This is a genomic window from Rahnella variigena, from assembly GCF_003610915.1.
Taxonomy (GTDB): domain Bacteria; phylum Pseudomonadota; class Gammaproteobacteria; order Enterobacterales; family Enterobacteriaceae; genus Rahnella; species Rahnella variigena.
In genome coordinates, this window is sequence record NZ_NSDJ01000001.1 from 3,666,253 (window position 1) to 3,683,406 (window position 17,154).

At 50.9% G+C, this 17,154-nt stretch carries 13 protein-coding genes; 10 read left to right on the plus strand and 3 right to left on the minus strand.

What is annotated here, in order from left to right; all coding sequences use genetic code 11:
• Nucleotides 1-76: 76 nt before the first annotated feature.
• Together CKQ54_RS16960 and pyrD are read right to left on the minus strand one after the other, a co-directional pair.
• The gene (locus CKQ54_RS16960) at nucleotides 77-622 is read right to left on the minus strand and encodes a cell division protein ZapC (protein WP_112287374.1); all 546 of its coding nucleotides are present in this window, start codon (nucleotides 620-622) and stop codon (nucleotides 77-79) included.
• A gap of 184 nt (nucleotides 623-806) precedes the next feature.
• Entirely contained in the window at nucleotides 807-1,817 is a 1,011-nt protein-coding gene (gene pyrD, locus CKQ54_RS16965; RefSeq protein WP_120161257.1) for a quinone-dependent dihydroorotate dehydrogenase, read from the minus strand.
• Between the two features lie 314 nt (nucleotides 1,818-2,131).
• On the opposite strand from pyrD, the gene ssuE reads away from it, so the two are divergent.
• From ssuE to ssuB, 5 genes are read left to right on the plus strand one after another with little or no spacing between them, the layout of a single operon-like run.
• Nucleotides 2,132-2,713, plus strand: coding sequence for an NADPH-dependent FMN reductase (ssuE, locus tag CKQ54_RS16970; protein WP_112287372.1), 582 nt, complete (start codon nucleotides 2,132-2,134; stop codon nucleotides 2,711-2,713).
• Nucleotides 2,714-2,731: 18 nt separating this feature from the next.
• Nucleotides 2,732-3,706 (plus strand): sulfonate ABC transporter substrate-binding protein, encoded by a 975-nt coding sequence (locus CKQ54_RS16975; protein ID WP_120161255.1) that lies wholly within the window; start codon nucleotides 2,732-2,734, stop codon nucleotides 3,704-3,706.
• Between the two features lie 59 nt (nucleotides 3,707-3,765).
• On the plus strand, nucleotides 3,766-4,920 hold the full coding sequence (gene ssuD, locus CKQ54_RS16980) for an FMNH2-dependent alkanesulfonate monooxygenase (RefSeq protein WP_120161253.1): 1,155 nt from the start codon (nucleotides 3,766-3,768) through the stop codon (nucleotides 4,918-4,920).
• 11 nt (nucleotides 4,921-4,931) lie between these two features.
• Complete coding sequence (ssuC, locus tag CKQ54_RS16985; protein ID WP_120161252.1) at nucleotides 4,932-5,723, plus strand: aliphatic sulfonate ABC transporter permease SsuC; 792 nt, start codon at nucleotides 4,932-4,934, stop codon at nucleotides 5,721-5,723.
• Nucleotides 5,720-6,502, plus strand: a complete 783-nt coding sequence (gene ssuB, locus CKQ54_RS16990; protein ID WP_120161250.1) for an aliphatic sulfonates ABC transporter ATP-binding protein — start codon at nucleotides 5,720-5,722, stop codon at nucleotides 6,500-6,502. Before ssuC ends, ssuB begins: the two co-directional genes overlap by 4 nt.
• A gap of 85 nt (nucleotides 6,503-6,587) precedes the next feature.
• On the opposite strand, the gene pepN is transcribed toward ssuB, so the two are convergent.
• Nucleotides 6,588-9,203, minus strand: a complete 2,616-nt coding sequence (gene pepN, locus CKQ54_RS16995; RefSeq protein ID WP_120161248.1) for an aminopeptidase N — start codon at nucleotides 9,201-9,203, stop codon at nucleotides 6,588-6,590.
• 410 nt (nucleotides 9,204-9,613) lie between these two features.
• Between pepN and CKQ54_RS17000 the strand changes: the two genes are divergently transcribed.
• From CKQ54_RS17000 to CKQ54_RS17020, 5 genes are all read left to right on the plus strand, one after another.
• Nucleotides 9,614-11,026, plus strand: a complete 1,413-nt coding sequence (locus CKQ54_RS17000; RefSeq protein ID WP_208644592.1) for an MFS transporter — start codon at nucleotides 9,614-9,616, stop codon at nucleotides 11,024-11,026.
• 336 nt (nucleotides 11,027-11,362) lie between these two features.
• Nucleotides 11,363-12,568 carry a nicotinate phosphoribosyltransferase gene (gene pncB, locus CKQ54_RS17005; RefSeq protein ID WP_120161244.1) on the plus strand — a complete coding sequence of 402 codons (1,206 nt, stop codon included), beginning with the start codon at nucleotides 11,363-11,365 and terminating at the stop codon, nucleotides 12,566-12,568.
• A gap of 270 nt (nucleotides 12,569-12,838) precedes the next feature.
• Nucleotides 12,839-14,239, plus strand: coding sequence for an asparagine--tRNA ligase (asnS, locus tag CKQ54_RS17010; protein ID WP_120161242.1), 1,401 nt, complete (start codon nucleotides 12,839-12,841; stop codon nucleotides 14,237-14,239).
• A 299-nt stretch (nucleotides 14,240-14,538) separates the two neighbouring features.
• Nucleotides 14,539-15,651, plus strand: a complete 1,113-nt coding sequence (gene ompC, locus CKQ54_RS17015; RefSeq protein ID WP_279630514.1) for a porin OmpC — start codon at nucleotides 14,539-14,541, stop codon at nucleotides 15,649-15,651.
• A gap of 241 nt (nucleotides 15,652-15,892) precedes the next feature.
• Nucleotides 15,893-17,083 (plus strand): amino acid aminotransferase, encoded by a 1,191-nt coding sequence (locus CKQ54_RS17020; protein ID WP_120161240.1) that lies wholly within the window; start codon nucleotides 15,893-15,895, stop codon nucleotides 17,081-17,083.
• The last annotated feature ends 71 nt before the right edge of the window (nucleotides 17,084-17,154 follow it).

A 17,154-nucleotide genomic window follows, 5' to 3' on the forward strand; every position in this document is an offset into this window, starting at 1 on the left:
ATGAGCTTACACAGGTAAGTGATTCGGGTGACTGAGCGCAGCCAACGCATCTGCAACTTGAAATATGAAGGGTAATTTACACTGCCTGATCGTAGACATCGCTGTCGACTCTGAACGCCGCTGGCATTAACCGGTCATGCATCACTTTAATGGCATCACCGAGCACCATACCGCGCCCTGCCACTGTCAGCCGCTCCTGCGCCAGCAGGCACAGGCTGGCGTTATCACCGGATTCTACCACCAGCAATGTCGCCTGTTCGCCACTGTCCATCACCTGCACCTGAGCAAGCTGACCATTCTCTGGCTGGAAAGGACGCATCTGCTGACTGAAATGCCAGCTCTTTGGCATCAGCGGTTTTAAAAAACGGAAAGCGACTAAGGCATTTAAAACTAATTCCGCACGTTGTTCAGCGGCCAGACGAATATGTTTGCACTGTTCTTCATAATCGAAATACAAAGCCGCATCATCGACACAGAATGACATATTTCCAAATGCATCAGGAGTTAACATTTTAGCCGGGAAACGGGAACGGAAAATCATGCCATTGGCGAGATCCAACATAAGCCGATCATGCTCTGCATCGAAGTACCAACGCCAATTATCATCTGGTTTGATTTTCATTTCGTCATCCTGTTTGCCCTCATGCCCTCTGCCTGACTTCATTTCCGGCTAATCTGTGAGAATAGATTTTTTTGCGATGAAGTGATATCAGACAAATCCTGAGCCTGAATTACGGTCAGTGGACAAAATATAGACGAGCCGGGTTGATAAATAAACCCCTGACTCGCCTAAAGGATGAAAAATATTAGATGTGGGTAACAATATCTTTGATTAAACCCGGGCCTTTGAAGATAAAGCCGGAATAGATTTGAATTAATGACGCACCGGCCGCCATTTTTTCACGTGCGGCAGTTAATGAATCAATCCCGCCGACGCCAATAATAGGCAGACGTCCCTGCAATTCATTCGACAACATACGGATAATTTCTGTACTGCGCAGCTGCACCGGACGCCCGCTCAGTCCACCCACCTGCTCACAATAATTCAGCCCCTGAACCAGTTTACGATCGAGCGTGGTATTGGTGGCGATAACGCCGTCCATATTATGACGTACCAGACTGTCCGCTATTTGGATCAATTCTTCTTCAGAAAGATCCGGCGCGATCTTCACGGCTACCGGCACATATTTCTGGTAACGCTGCTGAAGTTCGAGCTGCTTATTCTTGATCGCCGCCAGTAAATCATCCAGCGCCTCACCGTATTGCAGTGAACGTAAGCCAGGAGTATTTGGCGATGAAATATTCACCGCGATATAACCGGCATACGGATATACCTTATCCATACAGGTCAGATAATCGTCTGCGCCGTGCTCAACAGGCGTGTCTTTATTCTTGCCAATATTAATCCCCAGAATGCCGCCAAAATGTGATTTTTTGACATTATTCACCAGATTATCCACGCCATGGTTATTAAAGCCCATGCGGTTAATCAGGCCTTCAGCTTCAACGATGCGGAATAAACGCGGCTTATCATTACCCGCCTGCGCACGCGGTGTCACCGTGCCGACTTCAATAAATCCAAAGCCCATTGCGCCGAGTGCATCAATACATTCGCCGTCTTTATCCAGGCCTGCGGCCAGTCCCAAAGGGTTCTTAAAGGATAATCCCATGCAGTTTACCGGTTTGGTTGGCACTGACTGGCGGATCAGGAATTCAAAAGGGGTGCCGGAAATGCGGCTCAACTGACGAAAGGTTAACTCGTGGGCGCGCTCTGGATCGAGCTGAAACAGTGCTTTCCTGACAAGAGGATAATACATGGAAACTCCTGGATTCCCGGTGGCTAGACGGGGCGGTATTATTGACTAAGCGCGGGACAATTGGAAATGATAACCGGCATATTGACCAAATAATTGCTTCGCTACGCAAACGATTACTTTTTAGTTACCTTTAATTCACTTTTCCTTCTTAACCTGTCTCCGCGTCAACACGCCATTTAAAGCGCTTTATGTGATTTGAAACTTTCCATAGCCAAAATTGAGATTTCCGCTCTGCCGCCTTCCCCTGCTAGGTTTACTTCACTTCGTTAATAAAAATGATAGTTCTATAACAGATTGTTATAAGGAATAAGTGAATGCGCGTAATCACACTGGCCGGCAGCCCACGACAACCTTCCCGCTCCTCTTCCCTGCTGGCGCTCAGCCATCAGTGGCTGGCGAGCCGGGGCGTCGAAGTCTTTACCTACAATATTCAGGATTTTTCGGCTGATGATTTGTTATTTGCCAATTTTGCCAGCCCTCAGTTGAAGCAACTGAATGCTGAACTGGCGAGCGCAGATGGCCTGATTGTCGCCACGCCGGTGTACAAGGCGTCTTTTTCAGGTGCGCTGAAAACTCTGCTGGATTTACTGCCCGAGCGCGCACTCGACCATAAAGTCGTTTTGCCACTGGCGACGGCCGGATCGATCGGCCACATGCTGGCCGTCGATTATGCGCTGAAACCTGTGCTGGCCTCGCTGAAAGCGCAGGAAGTTTTACAGGGTGTTTTCGCCGATGACAGTCTGATCACTGATTATCAGACGTTCCCGGCCAGGCTGGATCCGGCGCTGGAAGAGCGTCTGACCGAATCGCTGGAAAACTTCTATCTGGCACTGAGCCGCCGCCGTCCGCAAATTCCGTCTGTCACTTCCCTTTCCGCGCAAGCTCTGCGCGTCTGAAATTAAAAGGAATTAATCATGCCTTCGTCTTTCTCTTTATTACGTCGGTTGCCCGTCATCGCCGGACTGGTCACCAGCCTGATATTCGCCGCAACAGCCTCAGCACAGGAAAAGGATCCTGCGCAATTACGCATCGCTTATCAGAAAGGATCCGTCGGACTGGTGCTGGCCAAATCTCATCAGCTGCTGGAAAAACGTTTCCCGGACACCAAAATCAGCTGGGTGGAATTTCCCGCTGGTCCGCAGATCCTTGAAGCTCTGAACGTCGGCAGTATTGATTTGGGCGGTACAGGCGATTTACCGCCACTATTTGCACAAGCGGCCGGGGCGGATCTTCTTTATATCGGTTCAGAACCGCCGAAACCAAAAGCGGAAGTGATTCTGGTCGACAGTAACAGTCCGATCAAAACCGTGGCAGATCTCAAAGGCCATAAAGTCGCATTCCAGAAAGGCTCCAGTTCACACAACTTATTGCTTCGTGCCCTGCAACAGGCAGGTCTTAAATTCAGTGATATCCAGCCGGTCTATCTGACACCTGCCGACGCGCGCGCCGCGTTTCAGCAGCATGACGTCGATGCCTGGGCTATCTGGGATCCTTACTACTCCGCCGCAGAAGTTCAGGGCGATGTTCGCGTGCTGACCGACGGCTCGACGCTGCATCAGACCGGTTCCTTCTATCTTGCGCCGAAAAAATATACCGAGGCCAATCCTCAGTTCATCAGTCAGGTACTGGATGTGTTAACGCAGGCGAATGCGCTGACCAAAACTGACCGCGAACAAAGTATCAAACTGCTTTCTCAGTCGATGGGATTACCGGAAAAAGTGGTCGCCTCTTATCTGGATCATTTGCCGGATATGCCAATCACTCCGGTCAATGCCGAGACGGAAAAGCGCCAGCAGCAAACCGCCGACCTGTTTTATCAGAACCACATTTTGCCAAAGCCGGTTGAAATCAAAGACCGCATCTGGAAACCGGCTGTACAGGCCAACTGAACCCTAATTTAGCCGCCGCTGAGCGGTCATGAATCAAAAAACTTTGAGAGGAACATACTATGAGTCTGAACGTATTCTGGTTTTTACCCACCCATGGCGATGGTCGTTATTTAGGAACTGAAGAAGGTGCCCGTGTGGTAGACCACGGTTATCTCCAGCAGATTGCTCAGGCCGCGGACCGCTTAGGTTTCGGCGGTGTACTGCTGCCGACCGGCCGTTCATGTGAAGACTCATGGCTCGTCGCGGCTTCTCTGATTTCTGTCACGCAACGCCTGAAATTCCTGGTGGCGCTGCGCCCGGGGATTATCTCCCCGACACTGGCCGCCCGTCAGGCGGCGACACTCGACCGGCTTTCCGGCGGTCGTGCGTTGTTTAATCTGGTGACCGGCGGTGATCCGTCTGAACTGGCAGCGGAAGGTTTACATCTCAATCATAAAGAACGGTATGAAGCTTCAGCAGAATTTACCCGTATCTGGCGCCGCGTACTTGAAGGCGAAACGGTTGATTACGAAGGTAAACATATTCAGGTAAAAGGCGCGAGCCTGATGCATCCGCCGGTTCAGTACCCTCGCCCGCCGCTCTATTTCGGCGGGTCTTCCGACGAAGCGCAGGATCTGGCCGCCGAGCAGGTGGAACTGTATCTGACCTGGGGCGAACCTCCGGCGTTAGTGAAAGAGAAAATTGAGCAAGTGCGTGCCAAAGCTGCCGCAAAAGGCCGCACAGTGCGTTTCGGTATTCGTCTGCACGTGATTGTGCGTGAAACCAACGAAGAAGCCTGGCGCGCCGCCGACAAACTGATCGCCAACGTGGATGACGAAACTATTCAGCGCGCACAGGCCGCTTTCGCCAAAACCGATTCCGTCGGTCAGCACCGCATGGCAGCGTTGCACGGCGGCGACCGCAACAAGCTGGAAATCTATCCGAATCTCTGGGCAGGTATCGGTCTGGTGCGCACCGGCGCAGGAACAGCACTGGTCGGCGATGGCCCGACTGTCGCTGCGCGTATGCAGGAATATGCGGATCTGGGCATCGACACCTTCATTTTCTCCGGTTATCCGCATCTGGAAGAAGCGTACCGCGTCAGCGAATTACTGTTCCCGCATCTGGATCTGGCCAAACCGGAAGATGACAACACTGTGAAGAAAGCCATTTTGCCGCGCGGTGAACTGGTCGCTCATGACTTTGCGAACAAACGCACTGCCAGCCAGCATTAAGGAGAACGCAGATGACAACGACACAACGCTGGCTGAACCGCGTGGCTCCGTGGATTGTGCCGGTGGTACTCATCGGCGGCTGGCAGCTGGCGGTGGAAGCCGGCTGGCTATCCAACCGTATTCTGCCGGCACCGAGCGCCGTGGTAGAAGCCTTCTGGACACTGGCGAAAAGCGGTGACCTGTGGCAAAACCTGAAAATCAGTTCCTTCCGCGCATTGATTGGCTTCGCTATCGGCGGCAGTCTCGGGTTGCTGCTCGGTTTTATCACCGGGCTTTCCCGCTGGGGCGAGCGTCTGCTGGACAGTTCGCTGCAAATGCTGCGTAACATTCCGCATCTGGCGCTGATCCCGCTGGTGATTCTGTGGTTTGGCATTGACGAATCTGCCAAGATTTTCCTGGTGGCACTGGGAACGTTGTTCCCGATTTATCTCAATACTTATCACGGAATTCGCAACATTGACCGCGGTCTGCTGGAGATGTCGCGCAGTTACGGACTTTCCGGTTTCCCGCTGTTTATTCAGGTGGTGTTACCGGGCGCGTTGCCTTCGATTATGGTCGGCGTGCGCTTTGCGCTGGGGTTCATGTGGCTGACGCTGATTGTGGCGGAAACCATCTCCGCCAACTCCGGGATTGGTTATCTGGCGATGAACGCCCGCGAGTTTTTACAAACTGACGTCGTGGTTGTCGCCATCGTGCTGTACGCCATTCTTGGCAAACTGGCCGATGTTCTTGCCCGCCTGCTGGAAAGTGTCTGGCTGCGCTGGCACCCTGCTTATCAGAAAAAACAAGGAGATGCCGCATGAGCGCCCCCGCACGCATTCCGCAAGGCACGCCGGTGACTCTCTCCGGTATCACGAAAAAATACGGCAACCGCGCCGTGCTCAACGATATTAATCTGCGCATTCCGCCCGGCCAGTTTGTGGCAGTAGTCGGTCGCAGCGGTTGTGGCAAAAGCACCCTGCTGCGTTTACTGGCCGGGCTGGAGAAAACCACGCAGGGCGAGTTGCTCAGCGCCAGCGCGCCGCTAAGTCAGGTACGCGATGACACGCGCCTTATGTTTCAGGATGACCGCCTGCTGCCATGGAAAAAGGTGATTGATAACGTCGGTCTGGGTCTGAAAGGCAAATGGCGTGAAGCCGCACTGGCTGCGCTGGAAGAAGTCGGCCTGGCGGATCGTGCCGATGACTGGCCTTCTGCATTATCCGGCGGACAGAAACAACGCGTGGCACTGGCACGTGCATTAATTCATCGCCCGCGTCTGTTATTGCTTGATGAACCGCTGGGCGCGCTGGATGCCCTGACGCGCATCGAGATGCAAAGCCTGATCGAGCGTTTGTGGCAGCAACATGATTTCACGGTTTTGCTGGTGACGCATGATGTCAGCGAAGCCGTGACCGTGGCTGACCGGGTGATCCTGATTGATCAGGGGCAGATTGGTATGGATTTGACGGTTGACCTGCCGCGTCCGCGCCGTAAAGGTTCTGCGCGACTGGCGGAGCTGGAAGCTGAAGTGCTGGAACGTGTACTGACGCCGCAGCCGTTGCAAAATGTGGCTCAGGAAGCGAAGCGCGCACAAAACTAATTTCATCTTTCAGAGAATTAAAAACGTAAAAAGGGCGATGTCTCCATCGCCCTTTTTTATTGCCGCTATTTGCTGTTACAAGCGATTACGCATCTAACGCTTTGGTAATTTTCTCGAACAAATCACCGGACAGATTTTCCAGCCCTTTCAGCTGTTCCAGCGCCTGACGCATCAGCGCCTGACGGTTCTGGTCATAGCGTTTCAGGCGGATCAGCGGCTCAATCATGCGCGCTGCAACCTGCGGGTTACGGGTGTTGAGATCTGTCAGCATTTCAGTCAGGAACTGATAACCGCTGCCGTCTGCCGCGTGGAATGCAGAAGGATTGGCAGAGGCAAATGCACCGACTAATGAACGGACGCGGTTCGGGTTGCCCATGCTGAATGAACGGTGGTTCAGCAGTGAACGGACTTTCTGCAACACATCGGCTGCCGGGCTGGTCGCCTGCTGGATAAACCATTTATCCATGACCAGACCGTCGTGATGCCAGCGTTCGTCATAGGCCGCCATCAGCGATTCACGGCAAGGCAGCTGCGCGGAAACCGCCGCAGACATCGCTGCCAGAGAATCCGTCATGTTATCTGCCTGTTCAAATTGTGCCTTAACAAGCTGATCAGCCAGCGTCACATCGGCAAAAGCCAGATAATGCAGGCAGGTGTTACGCAGCGAACGTTTACCGATATCTTCATGCACTACACGGTACGCTGGCAGACGGTTAGCGTTGTAAACCGCCAGGAATTCATCGGCCATTTCGGTCGCCAGACAACGGGTAATCGCATCGTGAACCGCACTGATCGCTTCCGGATCGATAATTTCGAACAGTTCAGCGATTTCGTTCTCAGATGGCAGAGTCAGGATCTGCGCCGCCAGTGCCGGATCGATATTCTCATCCAGCAATACCGCCCGGAACGCATCCGCCACATGCAGCGGCAGAGACAGCGGTTGTTTCTGCTGATGACGCGCCACGTTCAGCTTGATGTAAATTGCCAGCAAACTTTGCGCCGCATCCCAGCGGGCGAAATCGTTACGCGCGTATTTCATCAGGAAAGTCAGCTGATGATCGCCCCATTTGTAATCGAGTTTCACCGGTGCGGAGAATTCACGTAATAAAGAAGGCACCGGCTGATATTCCACGTCGTCAAATACGAACGTTTGCTCAGCTTCGGTCACGTTAAGCACGTTGCTGACTGTCTGACCGTTTTGTTTCAGCGCAATCACGTTGCCCTGCGGGTCATACAGTTCGATATCCAGCGGAATGTGAAGTGGCAGCTTTTCAGTCTGATCAGGCGTCGCCGGTGTTTTCTGGCTGACAGTCAGAGTGTATTGCTGTTTTTCCACATCATAGTCATCGCGCACGGTCAGCACCGGCGTACCGGACTGGCTGTACCAGCGGCGGAACAGTGACAGATCCACGTTTGACGCGTCTTCCATCGCCTGCACAAAGTCGTCACAGGTCGCGGCGCTGCCGTCATGACGCTCAAAGTACAGCTGCATCCCGGCCTGGAATTTCTCTTCACCGAGCAAAGTGTGCAGCATACGGATGACTTCTGAACCTTTCTCATACACCGTCAGGGTGTAGAAGTTGTTCATCTCAATGACTTTTTCAGGGCGGATCGGGTGCGCCATCGGGCTGGCATCTTCAGAGAACTGCGCGCCACGCATCACACGGACGTTATCGATACGGTTGACTGAGCGCGATCCCAGATCAGAACTAAATTCCTGATCACGGAAAACGGTCAGGCCTTCTTTCAGGCTCAGCTGGAACCAGTCGCGGCAGGTCACGCGGTTACCGGTCCAGTTATGGAAGTATTCGTGGCCGATCACTGCTTCGATACCGAGATAATCTTTGTCTGTGGCGGTTTCGGCTTTCGCCAGCACGTATTTGGAGTTAAAGACGTTCAGGCCTTTGTTTTCCATTGCGCCCATGTTGAAGAAATCAACGGCAACAATCATAAAGATGTCGAGGTCGTATTCCAGATTGAAACGGGTTTCGTCCCATTTCATGGATTGCTTCAGGGATTCCATCGCCCAGCCGGCGCGATCCAGATTGCCACGGTCGACGAACAGTTCCAGCGCTACATCACGACCCGAGCGGGTTTTGAAGGAATCACGCAGGACATCGAAATCACCAGCGACCAGCGCAAACAGGTAGCAAGGTTTCGGGAACGGGTCTTCCCATTTGATCCAGTGCTTACCGCCTTCCAGTTCACCCTGATCAATACGGTTACCGTTGGACAGCAAATAAGGATAACGGGCTTTGTCCGCCACGATGCGGGTGGTGAAACGCGCCAGAACGTCCGGGCGATCCAGATAATAGGTAATGTGGCGGAAACCTTCTGCTTCGCACTGGGTACACAGCGCTTCACCGGAAAGGTACAGCCCTTCCAGTGCGGTATTTTTCGCCGGATGAATTTCGTTAACAATCGCCAGTTCAAACGCTTCCGGCAGGCCGGTAACTTCAAGCACGCCTTCTTTTAACTGATATTTCGGCCAGTCCTGACCGTTAATTTTCAGACTGATCAGCGTCAGATCTTCACCGTTGAGCACCAGCGGCGCGCCTTCGGCACCCTGTCGTTTAATCTGACTGACAGCAGTCACGATGGTTTTCTGTGCATCAAGCTCAAAATTAAGGTCGATATCCGTGATGGTATAGTCCGGCGCACGATAGTCATGGCGGAACTTGGCTTGTGGCAGTTGAGTCATAAAAAACCTTTTGGCGTTTTCATTGTTTATGGTGATGACGATTCATGGCATCTAAGCGGGTGCTTTTCATCAGCGAATCGCTGCGCAGAGCCCTGCCGGCCTTCATTCTTTTCTCTTTAAACTCTAACACAGGCATCAGAAAATCCCAGATTGTTGCCAGTTTGTGAGTGCGTATGCGCACCTTTCAACCAAAACACAGAAATTTGTCTTACAGGACCTTTGGGCGGTCAAAAGTGGAAGTCCGATCTGCATCACATTCTGAACCGATAAAACTGTACTTTTCGCAATGTGTTTTTGCGCAGTTTTTTATGCTCTATTTTCTTATTCGTTATAAAAATTCAATATTTAAATCCGAACGGGAGTCATTAGCATGATCATGAATACGATGAATCACTAAGGCTAATAATAAAATGAGTGACACCTGCGCTCCCGTTATGGGGATACCAAAACAAAAAACATTAAATAACAAGACATTATCAGCCCGCATTGACGCGCTTCCTGCCTCCGCCGGACTCTGGCGCTTCATCATATTGCTGTCACTGGGTGGATTCTTCGAACTCTACGACCTTTTCGAAACTGGATACATTAGTTCGGGTTTACTGGCAGAGAACATATTTCATATCGGCACTGCGGGAGTATTTGGTATATCCGATCAGGCTGCCTTCGCTTCTTCCACATTTTTAGGTCTTTTTTTTGGCGCGAGTCTTCTGGCACCCAATGCTGACCGCTTCGGCCGACGCATGACATTCATGTTTGCGCTGGCGTGGTACGGCTGTTTTTCGTTGCTGATGTCGTTCCAGAACACCGCTGAAGGCATCATCCTTTGTCGTTTTCTGGTCGGTGTTGGCCTGGGCCTTGAGCTGGTGACTATCGATACGTATCTCACCGAATGGGTGCCGAGTCATATGCGCAGCCGCGCTTTTGCGTTCGCCTTCTTTATTCAGTTTCTTTCTGTACCGGCTGTCGCGCTGATGTCATGGTGGCTGGTACCGCAAACCTTTTTCGGGCTGACAGGCTGGCGTTACGTGGTGATTGCGGGTGCGTTGTGCTCGCTGGTTGTGTGGATTGTGCGTAAAAACCTGCCGGAGTCCGCCCGCTGGCTGGCGCAACAGGGACGTCACGAAGACGCACATAATGTCGTGAGCGCGATGGAAAAACGCTGCGGCGTAAGCAATAGTCCGGCGTACATCGCAGAAGAAAGCCCCGCTGAATTGCCGCGAAAAGGCACGTTCAGGGAAATCTGGTCACCTGAATACCGCAAACGGACGCTCATGCTGACAGTCATGAACTTTTTCCAGGCGATTGGTTTCTTCGGCTTTGGCAACTGGCTGCCCGCCCTGCTTTCCGGCAAAGGCACGACCGTCACCCACAGTTTGCTGTACGCCTTCTTTATCACGCTAGCGTATCCTCTCGGCTCACTTATTTGCAGCCGGTATGCGGATAAAATTGAAAACAAATGGCAAATTGTTCTCTCGTCATTGATGACAGTGGTTTTCGGCACCTTATTCGCTCTGCAGACCCATCCGGTGATGTTGGTGATTTGCGGCTTCCTGATCACTTATTCCAACGCCTGGCTGACCTTTAGCTATCACGCGTATCAGACAGAAGTGTTCCCGACACATATCCGGGCTCGCGCCGTTGGCTTTTGTTATTCTTTCAGCCGCCTGTCGACCGTTTTCAGCAGCATTTTGATCGGCCTGATCCTGCAATATGCCGGAACGCAGGGCGTGATAGCGTTCATTGTCGTTAGCATGATCATCGTGATGCTGGTTATCGGCATTTTCGGACCTAAAACGCGGGGCATTAATTTAGAAAACATCTGATCGTTTACTATCGTGAACAAACGAAGCGTAATGAACACACAAAAATCGGGGTAAAAACGCCCCGATTTTTCTTTTATGAATGTCAGGTTGATTAAATTTATGTAATCAATTTGTGCTTTTTTTAAACCGAAAAATCGCCTGTTTGCCCATATTTCCTATGTTTAAGCACAATTAAGCCTCGACCACCCGCAGACAATTATGATGTGATGAGGGTTCTTTGAAAGGATAATACGGTATACTTCACAGACTTTGCTGTTTTATCCAGAACGTTTTTTTTACGGAACGGTTGTTTGTGTTCAAACACTCAGTTTCTGACGAGGATGCTGTAAGCGCGCTATGACTCCATACGCCTCCCCGATTTTGACTTCGCTGTTAGATACCGATGCCTACAAGCTTCATATGCAGCAAGCGGTTTATCATCGCTATCGCAATATTAGCGTGGTAGCCGAGTTCCGTTGCCGCGGCGATGAGTTGCTGGGTGAATATGCCAGCGAAATTCGCGAGCAAATCCAGATGATGAGCCAGCTGGGACTGACAGATGACGAGTTCGCTTATCTTTCCGGTCTGCCCTTCTTCACGCACGACTATCTGAACTGGCTGAAAGCGTTCCGCTACAATCCAGAACACGTCACCGTTTCCGATCGCAACGGGCATTTGCACGTGCGTATTGAAGGTCCGTGGCGTGAAGTGATTATGTGGGAAGTACCGCTGCTGGCGGTGATCAGCGAAGTGGTGCATCGTCACCGTTCGCCGCAAGTCACTGCGCAAATGGCCGTAGATCAGCTGCGTAAAAATCTTGCCAGTTTTAAAGAGCAGGCCGCAGATATCGACCTCTCAGCTTTCCGTCTGATGGATTTCGGCACACGCCGTCGTTTCTCGGGCGAAGTTCAGGAAGCCATTGTCAGTACGGTGAAAAATGAATTCCCTTATCTGGTCGGCACCAGCAATTACGATTTAGCACATAAATTGCAGCTGACACCGGTCGGGACTCAGGCTCATGAATGGTTCCAGGCGCATCAGCAAATCAGTCCGGTTCTGGCAAACAGCCAGCGTGCTGCGTTACAGGCCTGGCTGGATGAATATCCTGACCAGCTTGGCATTGCACTGACCGACTGCATTACGATGGATGCGTTCCTGCGTGATTTCGGCAGCAAATTCGCCAATGCCTATCAGGGGCTACGCCATGACTCCGGCGATCCGTTTGAATGGGGCGAAAAAGCCATTGCGCACTATCAGGCGCTGGGAATCGATCCGATGACCAAAACGCTGGTGTTTTCAGATAATCTGGATCTGGATAAAGCGCTGCACCTTTATCGCCATTTCCATCAGCGCATCAATCTGGTGTTTGGGATTGGAACGCGTCTGACTTGTAATATTCCCGGCGTTAAGCCTCTGAATATTGTAATTAAATTGGTTCAGTGCAACGGTAAACCGGTCGCTAAGTTGTCTGACAGTCCGGGCAAAACCATTTGTCAGGACAAAGCCTTTGTGAAAGCGCTTCGGAAAGCCTTTGATTTACCGCTGGTTAAAAAAGCGTCCTGAGTGTCAATGAAGCGCCGGGAGTCATTCCGGCGCTTCATCGGAATTTTGCTCCTAACTTTCTTTCCTTTATATAGCTGTAATTTCATTCCGCTCGGCTTTTATTCGTTATATCAATATTTCCTGTTATTCCTGTCAATTGTCCCTTAATTCTTCTTCACCAACGGTGATTTCTGCTTGTGTCCTGAGAAAGGCTAAGTAACATAGCAAAATCCCTATTTACAGGGTGTCCAATATTTCTTAGCCAACATATATAAAGAAAGAGAGAAATCTATGAGCGTTGTGCCTGTAGTCGACGTACTGCAAGGCCGTGCTGCGGTTGACAGTGAAGTCACCGTACGCGGTTGGGTACGTACCCGGAGAGATTCTAAAGCTGGTATCTCATTCGTCGCCGTTTATGACGGCTCCTGCTTTAATCCTTTACAGGCCGTCATCAATAATTCTCTGCCCAATTATCAGGAAGACGTCCTGCGTCTGACGACGGGTTGTTCAGTAGAAGTGACCGGTACTGTTGTCGCATCTCCTGGCGAAGGCCAGAGTTTCGAACTGCAGGCAACCGCTGTTAAAGTTGTTGGCTGGGTGGATGACCCTGATACCTACCCGATGGCGGCAAAACGCCACAGTATCGAATACCTGCGTGAGGTGGCTCACCTTCGCCCGCGCACCAACCTGATTGGCGCAGTTGCCCGTGTGCGCAACACCCTGTCTCAGGCGATTCACCGTTTCTATCATGAAAACGGCTACTTCTGGGTGTCCACTCCGCTGATTACTGCTTCCGATACCGAAGGTGCGGGTGAAATGTTCCGCGTTTCTACGCTGGATCTGCAAAACCTGCCGCGTACCGATAAAGGCGAAATCGACTTCAGCGAAGACTTCTTCGGTAAAGAAGCGTTCCTTACCGTTTCCGGTCAGCTTAACGGTGAAACCTATGCATGTGCGCTGTCCAAGGTTTATACCTTCGGCCCGACCTTCCGCGCAGAAAACTCAAACACCAGCCGCCACCTTGCTGAGTTCTGGATGGTTGAACCGGAAGTGGCTTTTGCTACGCTGGATGACATCGCGTCACTGGCTGAAAACATGCTTAAATATGTTTTCAAAGCCGTTTTAGACGAACGTGTAGACGATATGGCCTTTTTTGCCGATCGCATAGACAAAGATGCTGTTGCGCGCCTTGAGCGATTTGTAACATCCGATTTCGCGCAAGTGGATTACACCGATGCTGTAGAAATCCTAATGAATTGTGGCCAGAAATTTGAAAACCCGGTTTCCTGGGGTGTAGATCTTTCTTCTGAACACGAACGTTACCTGGCTGAGCAGCATTTCAAAGCGCCCGTTGTGGTCAAAAACTACCCTAAAGATATCAAAGCCTTCTACATGCGTATGAACGATGATGGCAAAACTGTTGCCGCAATGGACGTTCTTGCGCCAGGTATTGGTGAGATTATCGGCGGTTCTCAGCGTGAAGAACGTCTGGATGTATTGGACGCGCGAATGGCTGAAATGGGTCTGAATAAAGAAGATTATTGGTGGTATCGCGATCTTCGCCGTTATGGCACTGTCCCGCATTCCGGCTTCGGGTTAGGTTTTGAGCGTTTAGTTGCTTATGTGACCGGTGTTCAAAACGTTCGTGACGTGATCCCGTTCCCACGTACACCACGTAGTGCAACCTTCTAATTAATTAAACTATTTCTAATTAACAAAATAGTTACAAAACTAAGGCCGGCAATGCTGGCCTTAGTCATTTTGAAAGATAGATCCCTGTCACAAAGTTCCGTAAAATACACATTTTGTAATACATTTTTTCTGAATGAAACATATTTAGTAATTTAGTAGCATTTTCGCTATGGATTAAGCTTACTACGGATGGAATAGTGCGTTCAGACACAGGAGACACCAAACTTTCGTGAATAGTTCCGTAAAGAATTATTTAGGCAGTGGCAGGTGTCCAAATAAAACCAATGAGGGTAATAATAATGATGAAGCGCAATATTCTTGCAGTGGTAATCCCTGCTCTGTTAGTTGCTGGTGCAGCTAACGCAGCTGAGATCTATAACAAAGACGGCAACAAACTGGATCTGTACGGTAAAGTTGACGCGCGTCACACCTTCTCTGACAACGCTGGCGACGATGGCGACCAGACCTATGTCCGTTTCGGCTTCAAAGGCGAAACTCAAATTACTGACCAACTGACCGGTTACGGCCAGTGGGAATACAACGTTCAGGCTAACCACGCAGAAAGCGCTGGCGACGAAGGCAACAAAACTCGTCTGGGCTTCGCTGGTCTGAAATTTGGCGATGCAGGTTCTTTCGACTACGGTCGTAACTACGGCGTAATCTACGACGTAATGTCCTACACCGACCAATTGCCAATCTTTGGCGATGACACCATGTACCAGAACAACGACAACTTCATGGTTGGTCGTGGTAATGGCATGGCAACTTACCGTAACAGCAACTTCTTCGGTCTGGTTGACGGCCTGAGCTTCGCTGTACAGTACCAGGGTAAAAACGACGAAGGTCGTGACGATCGTGGCGCAGTTGATTCCAATGGCGACGGCTGGGGTACTTCTGCCGCTTATGCTATCGGCGACTCCGGTGTTAGCCTGACAGGTGCTTACTTCTCTTCTAACCGTACCTCTCTGCAGAAGCAAGATGGTGCTGGTGATAAAGCTGACGCATACGCATTCGGCGCGAAATACGACGCTAACAACCTGTACCTGGCGACCTTCTACGGTGAATCACGTAACACCACTGATTACGGCAACCCGGATTCTATCGCTAACAAAACTCAGAACTTCGAAGTTGTTGCTCAGTACCAGTTCGATTTCGGTCTGCGCCCATCTATCGCCTACCTGCAGTCTAAAGGTAAGGACCTGAACGGCTTCACCAAAAATGGTTCTACCTACGGCGGCGGCGATGCTGACCTGGTTAAATACGTAGAAGTAGGTACTTACTACTACTTCAACAAAAACATGTCTACCTATGTTGACTACAAAATCAACCTGCTGGACGACAACAGCTACACCAAAGCATCTGGCCGTAGCACAGACGACATCGTTGGTGTTGGTCTGCAATACCAGTTCTAATATCGCTTAACGATGCGCTTTCGGGCGCATCAAAGTGGATATCAAGGCAGAGCTTCGGCTCTGCCTTTTGCATTTAATCAATTCAAAAAACGAACTTTGCTACCCTCTTCCATAAAAAATTTTAATCTCACACGCCTTCTCACAACTCTGCTTTCTTTTTGCCGCAAACGGTTGGCAAACGACAGCGCTGGCGGTACCCTGATGCCCTCTTTCGTCATATCAGGCTATGGAATTTTCCGACATGTTTGAAAAAATCACTGCAGCACCTGCTGACCCAATTCTGGGTCTTACCGATCTTTTCCGCGCTGATGATCGCTCGAATAAAATCAATCTTGGGATTGGTGTTTATAAAGATGAAACGGGTAAAACGCCGGTTTTGGCCAGCGTGAAAAAAGCCGAACAGTTCCTGTTGGAAAATGAAACCACGAAAACCTATCTGAGCATCGACGGATTGCCTGATTTTGCACATTGCACGCAGGAACTGCTGTTCGGTAAAGGCAGCACTGTGATTGCAGACAAGCGTGCGCGCACGGCACAAACGCCTGGCGGTACCGGTGCCCTGCGCATTGCAGCAGATTTTATTGCGACACAAACCAGCGCCAAACGCGTGTGGGTCAGCAATCCAAGCTGGCCGAACCATAAAGGCGTATTTTCCGCTTCAGGCCTGGAAGTTGCAGAGTACAACTATTACGACGCAGCCAATCACAGTCTTGATTTCGACGGCATGCTGAAAAGCCTGAGCGAAGCGAAAGCCGGTGACGTAGTGTTGTTCCACGGTTGCTGCCACAACCCGACGGGTATCGACCCGACTGAAGAACAATGGGCGAAGCTGGCTGAATTGTCTGTGGCAAACGGCTGGTTACCGCTGTTCGATTTCGCTTATCAGGGTTTTGCTAAGGGTCTGGAAGAAGATGCCGCGGGTCTGCGCCTGTTTGTTGCCAGCCATAAAGAGTTACTGGTCGCCAGTTCTTACTCGAAAAACTTCGGCCTGTATAATGAACGTGTCGGCGCCTGTACTTTAGTCGCCGCTGACGCTGAAACCGCCGATCGCGCGTTCAGTCAGATGAAATCGGTTATCCGTGCAAACTACTCTAACCCGCCAGCACACGGCGCAGCGGTTGTAGCTACCATTCTGGGTAACGAAGCCTTGCGCACGCTGTGGGAGCAGGAACTGAGCGATATGCGTCAGCGTATCCACCGTATGCGTCAGTTGTTTGTCAGCACCTTGCAGGAAAAAGGGGCGCAGCAGGATTTCAGCTTTATTATCAATCAGAACGGGATGTTCTCTTTCAGCGGCCTGACCAAAGATCAGGTATTGCGTTTACGGGATGAATTCGGTGTATACGCGGTGAATTCAGGACGTATCAACGTTGCGGGTATCACACTCGACAATATGGCACCACTGTGTGAAGCCATTGTCGCCGTACTGTAATCGTTAAGCACTGCTTCTCGATTAAAAAAGCCCGTCAGGACACTGACGGGCTTTTTGTATTCAGGCAATCA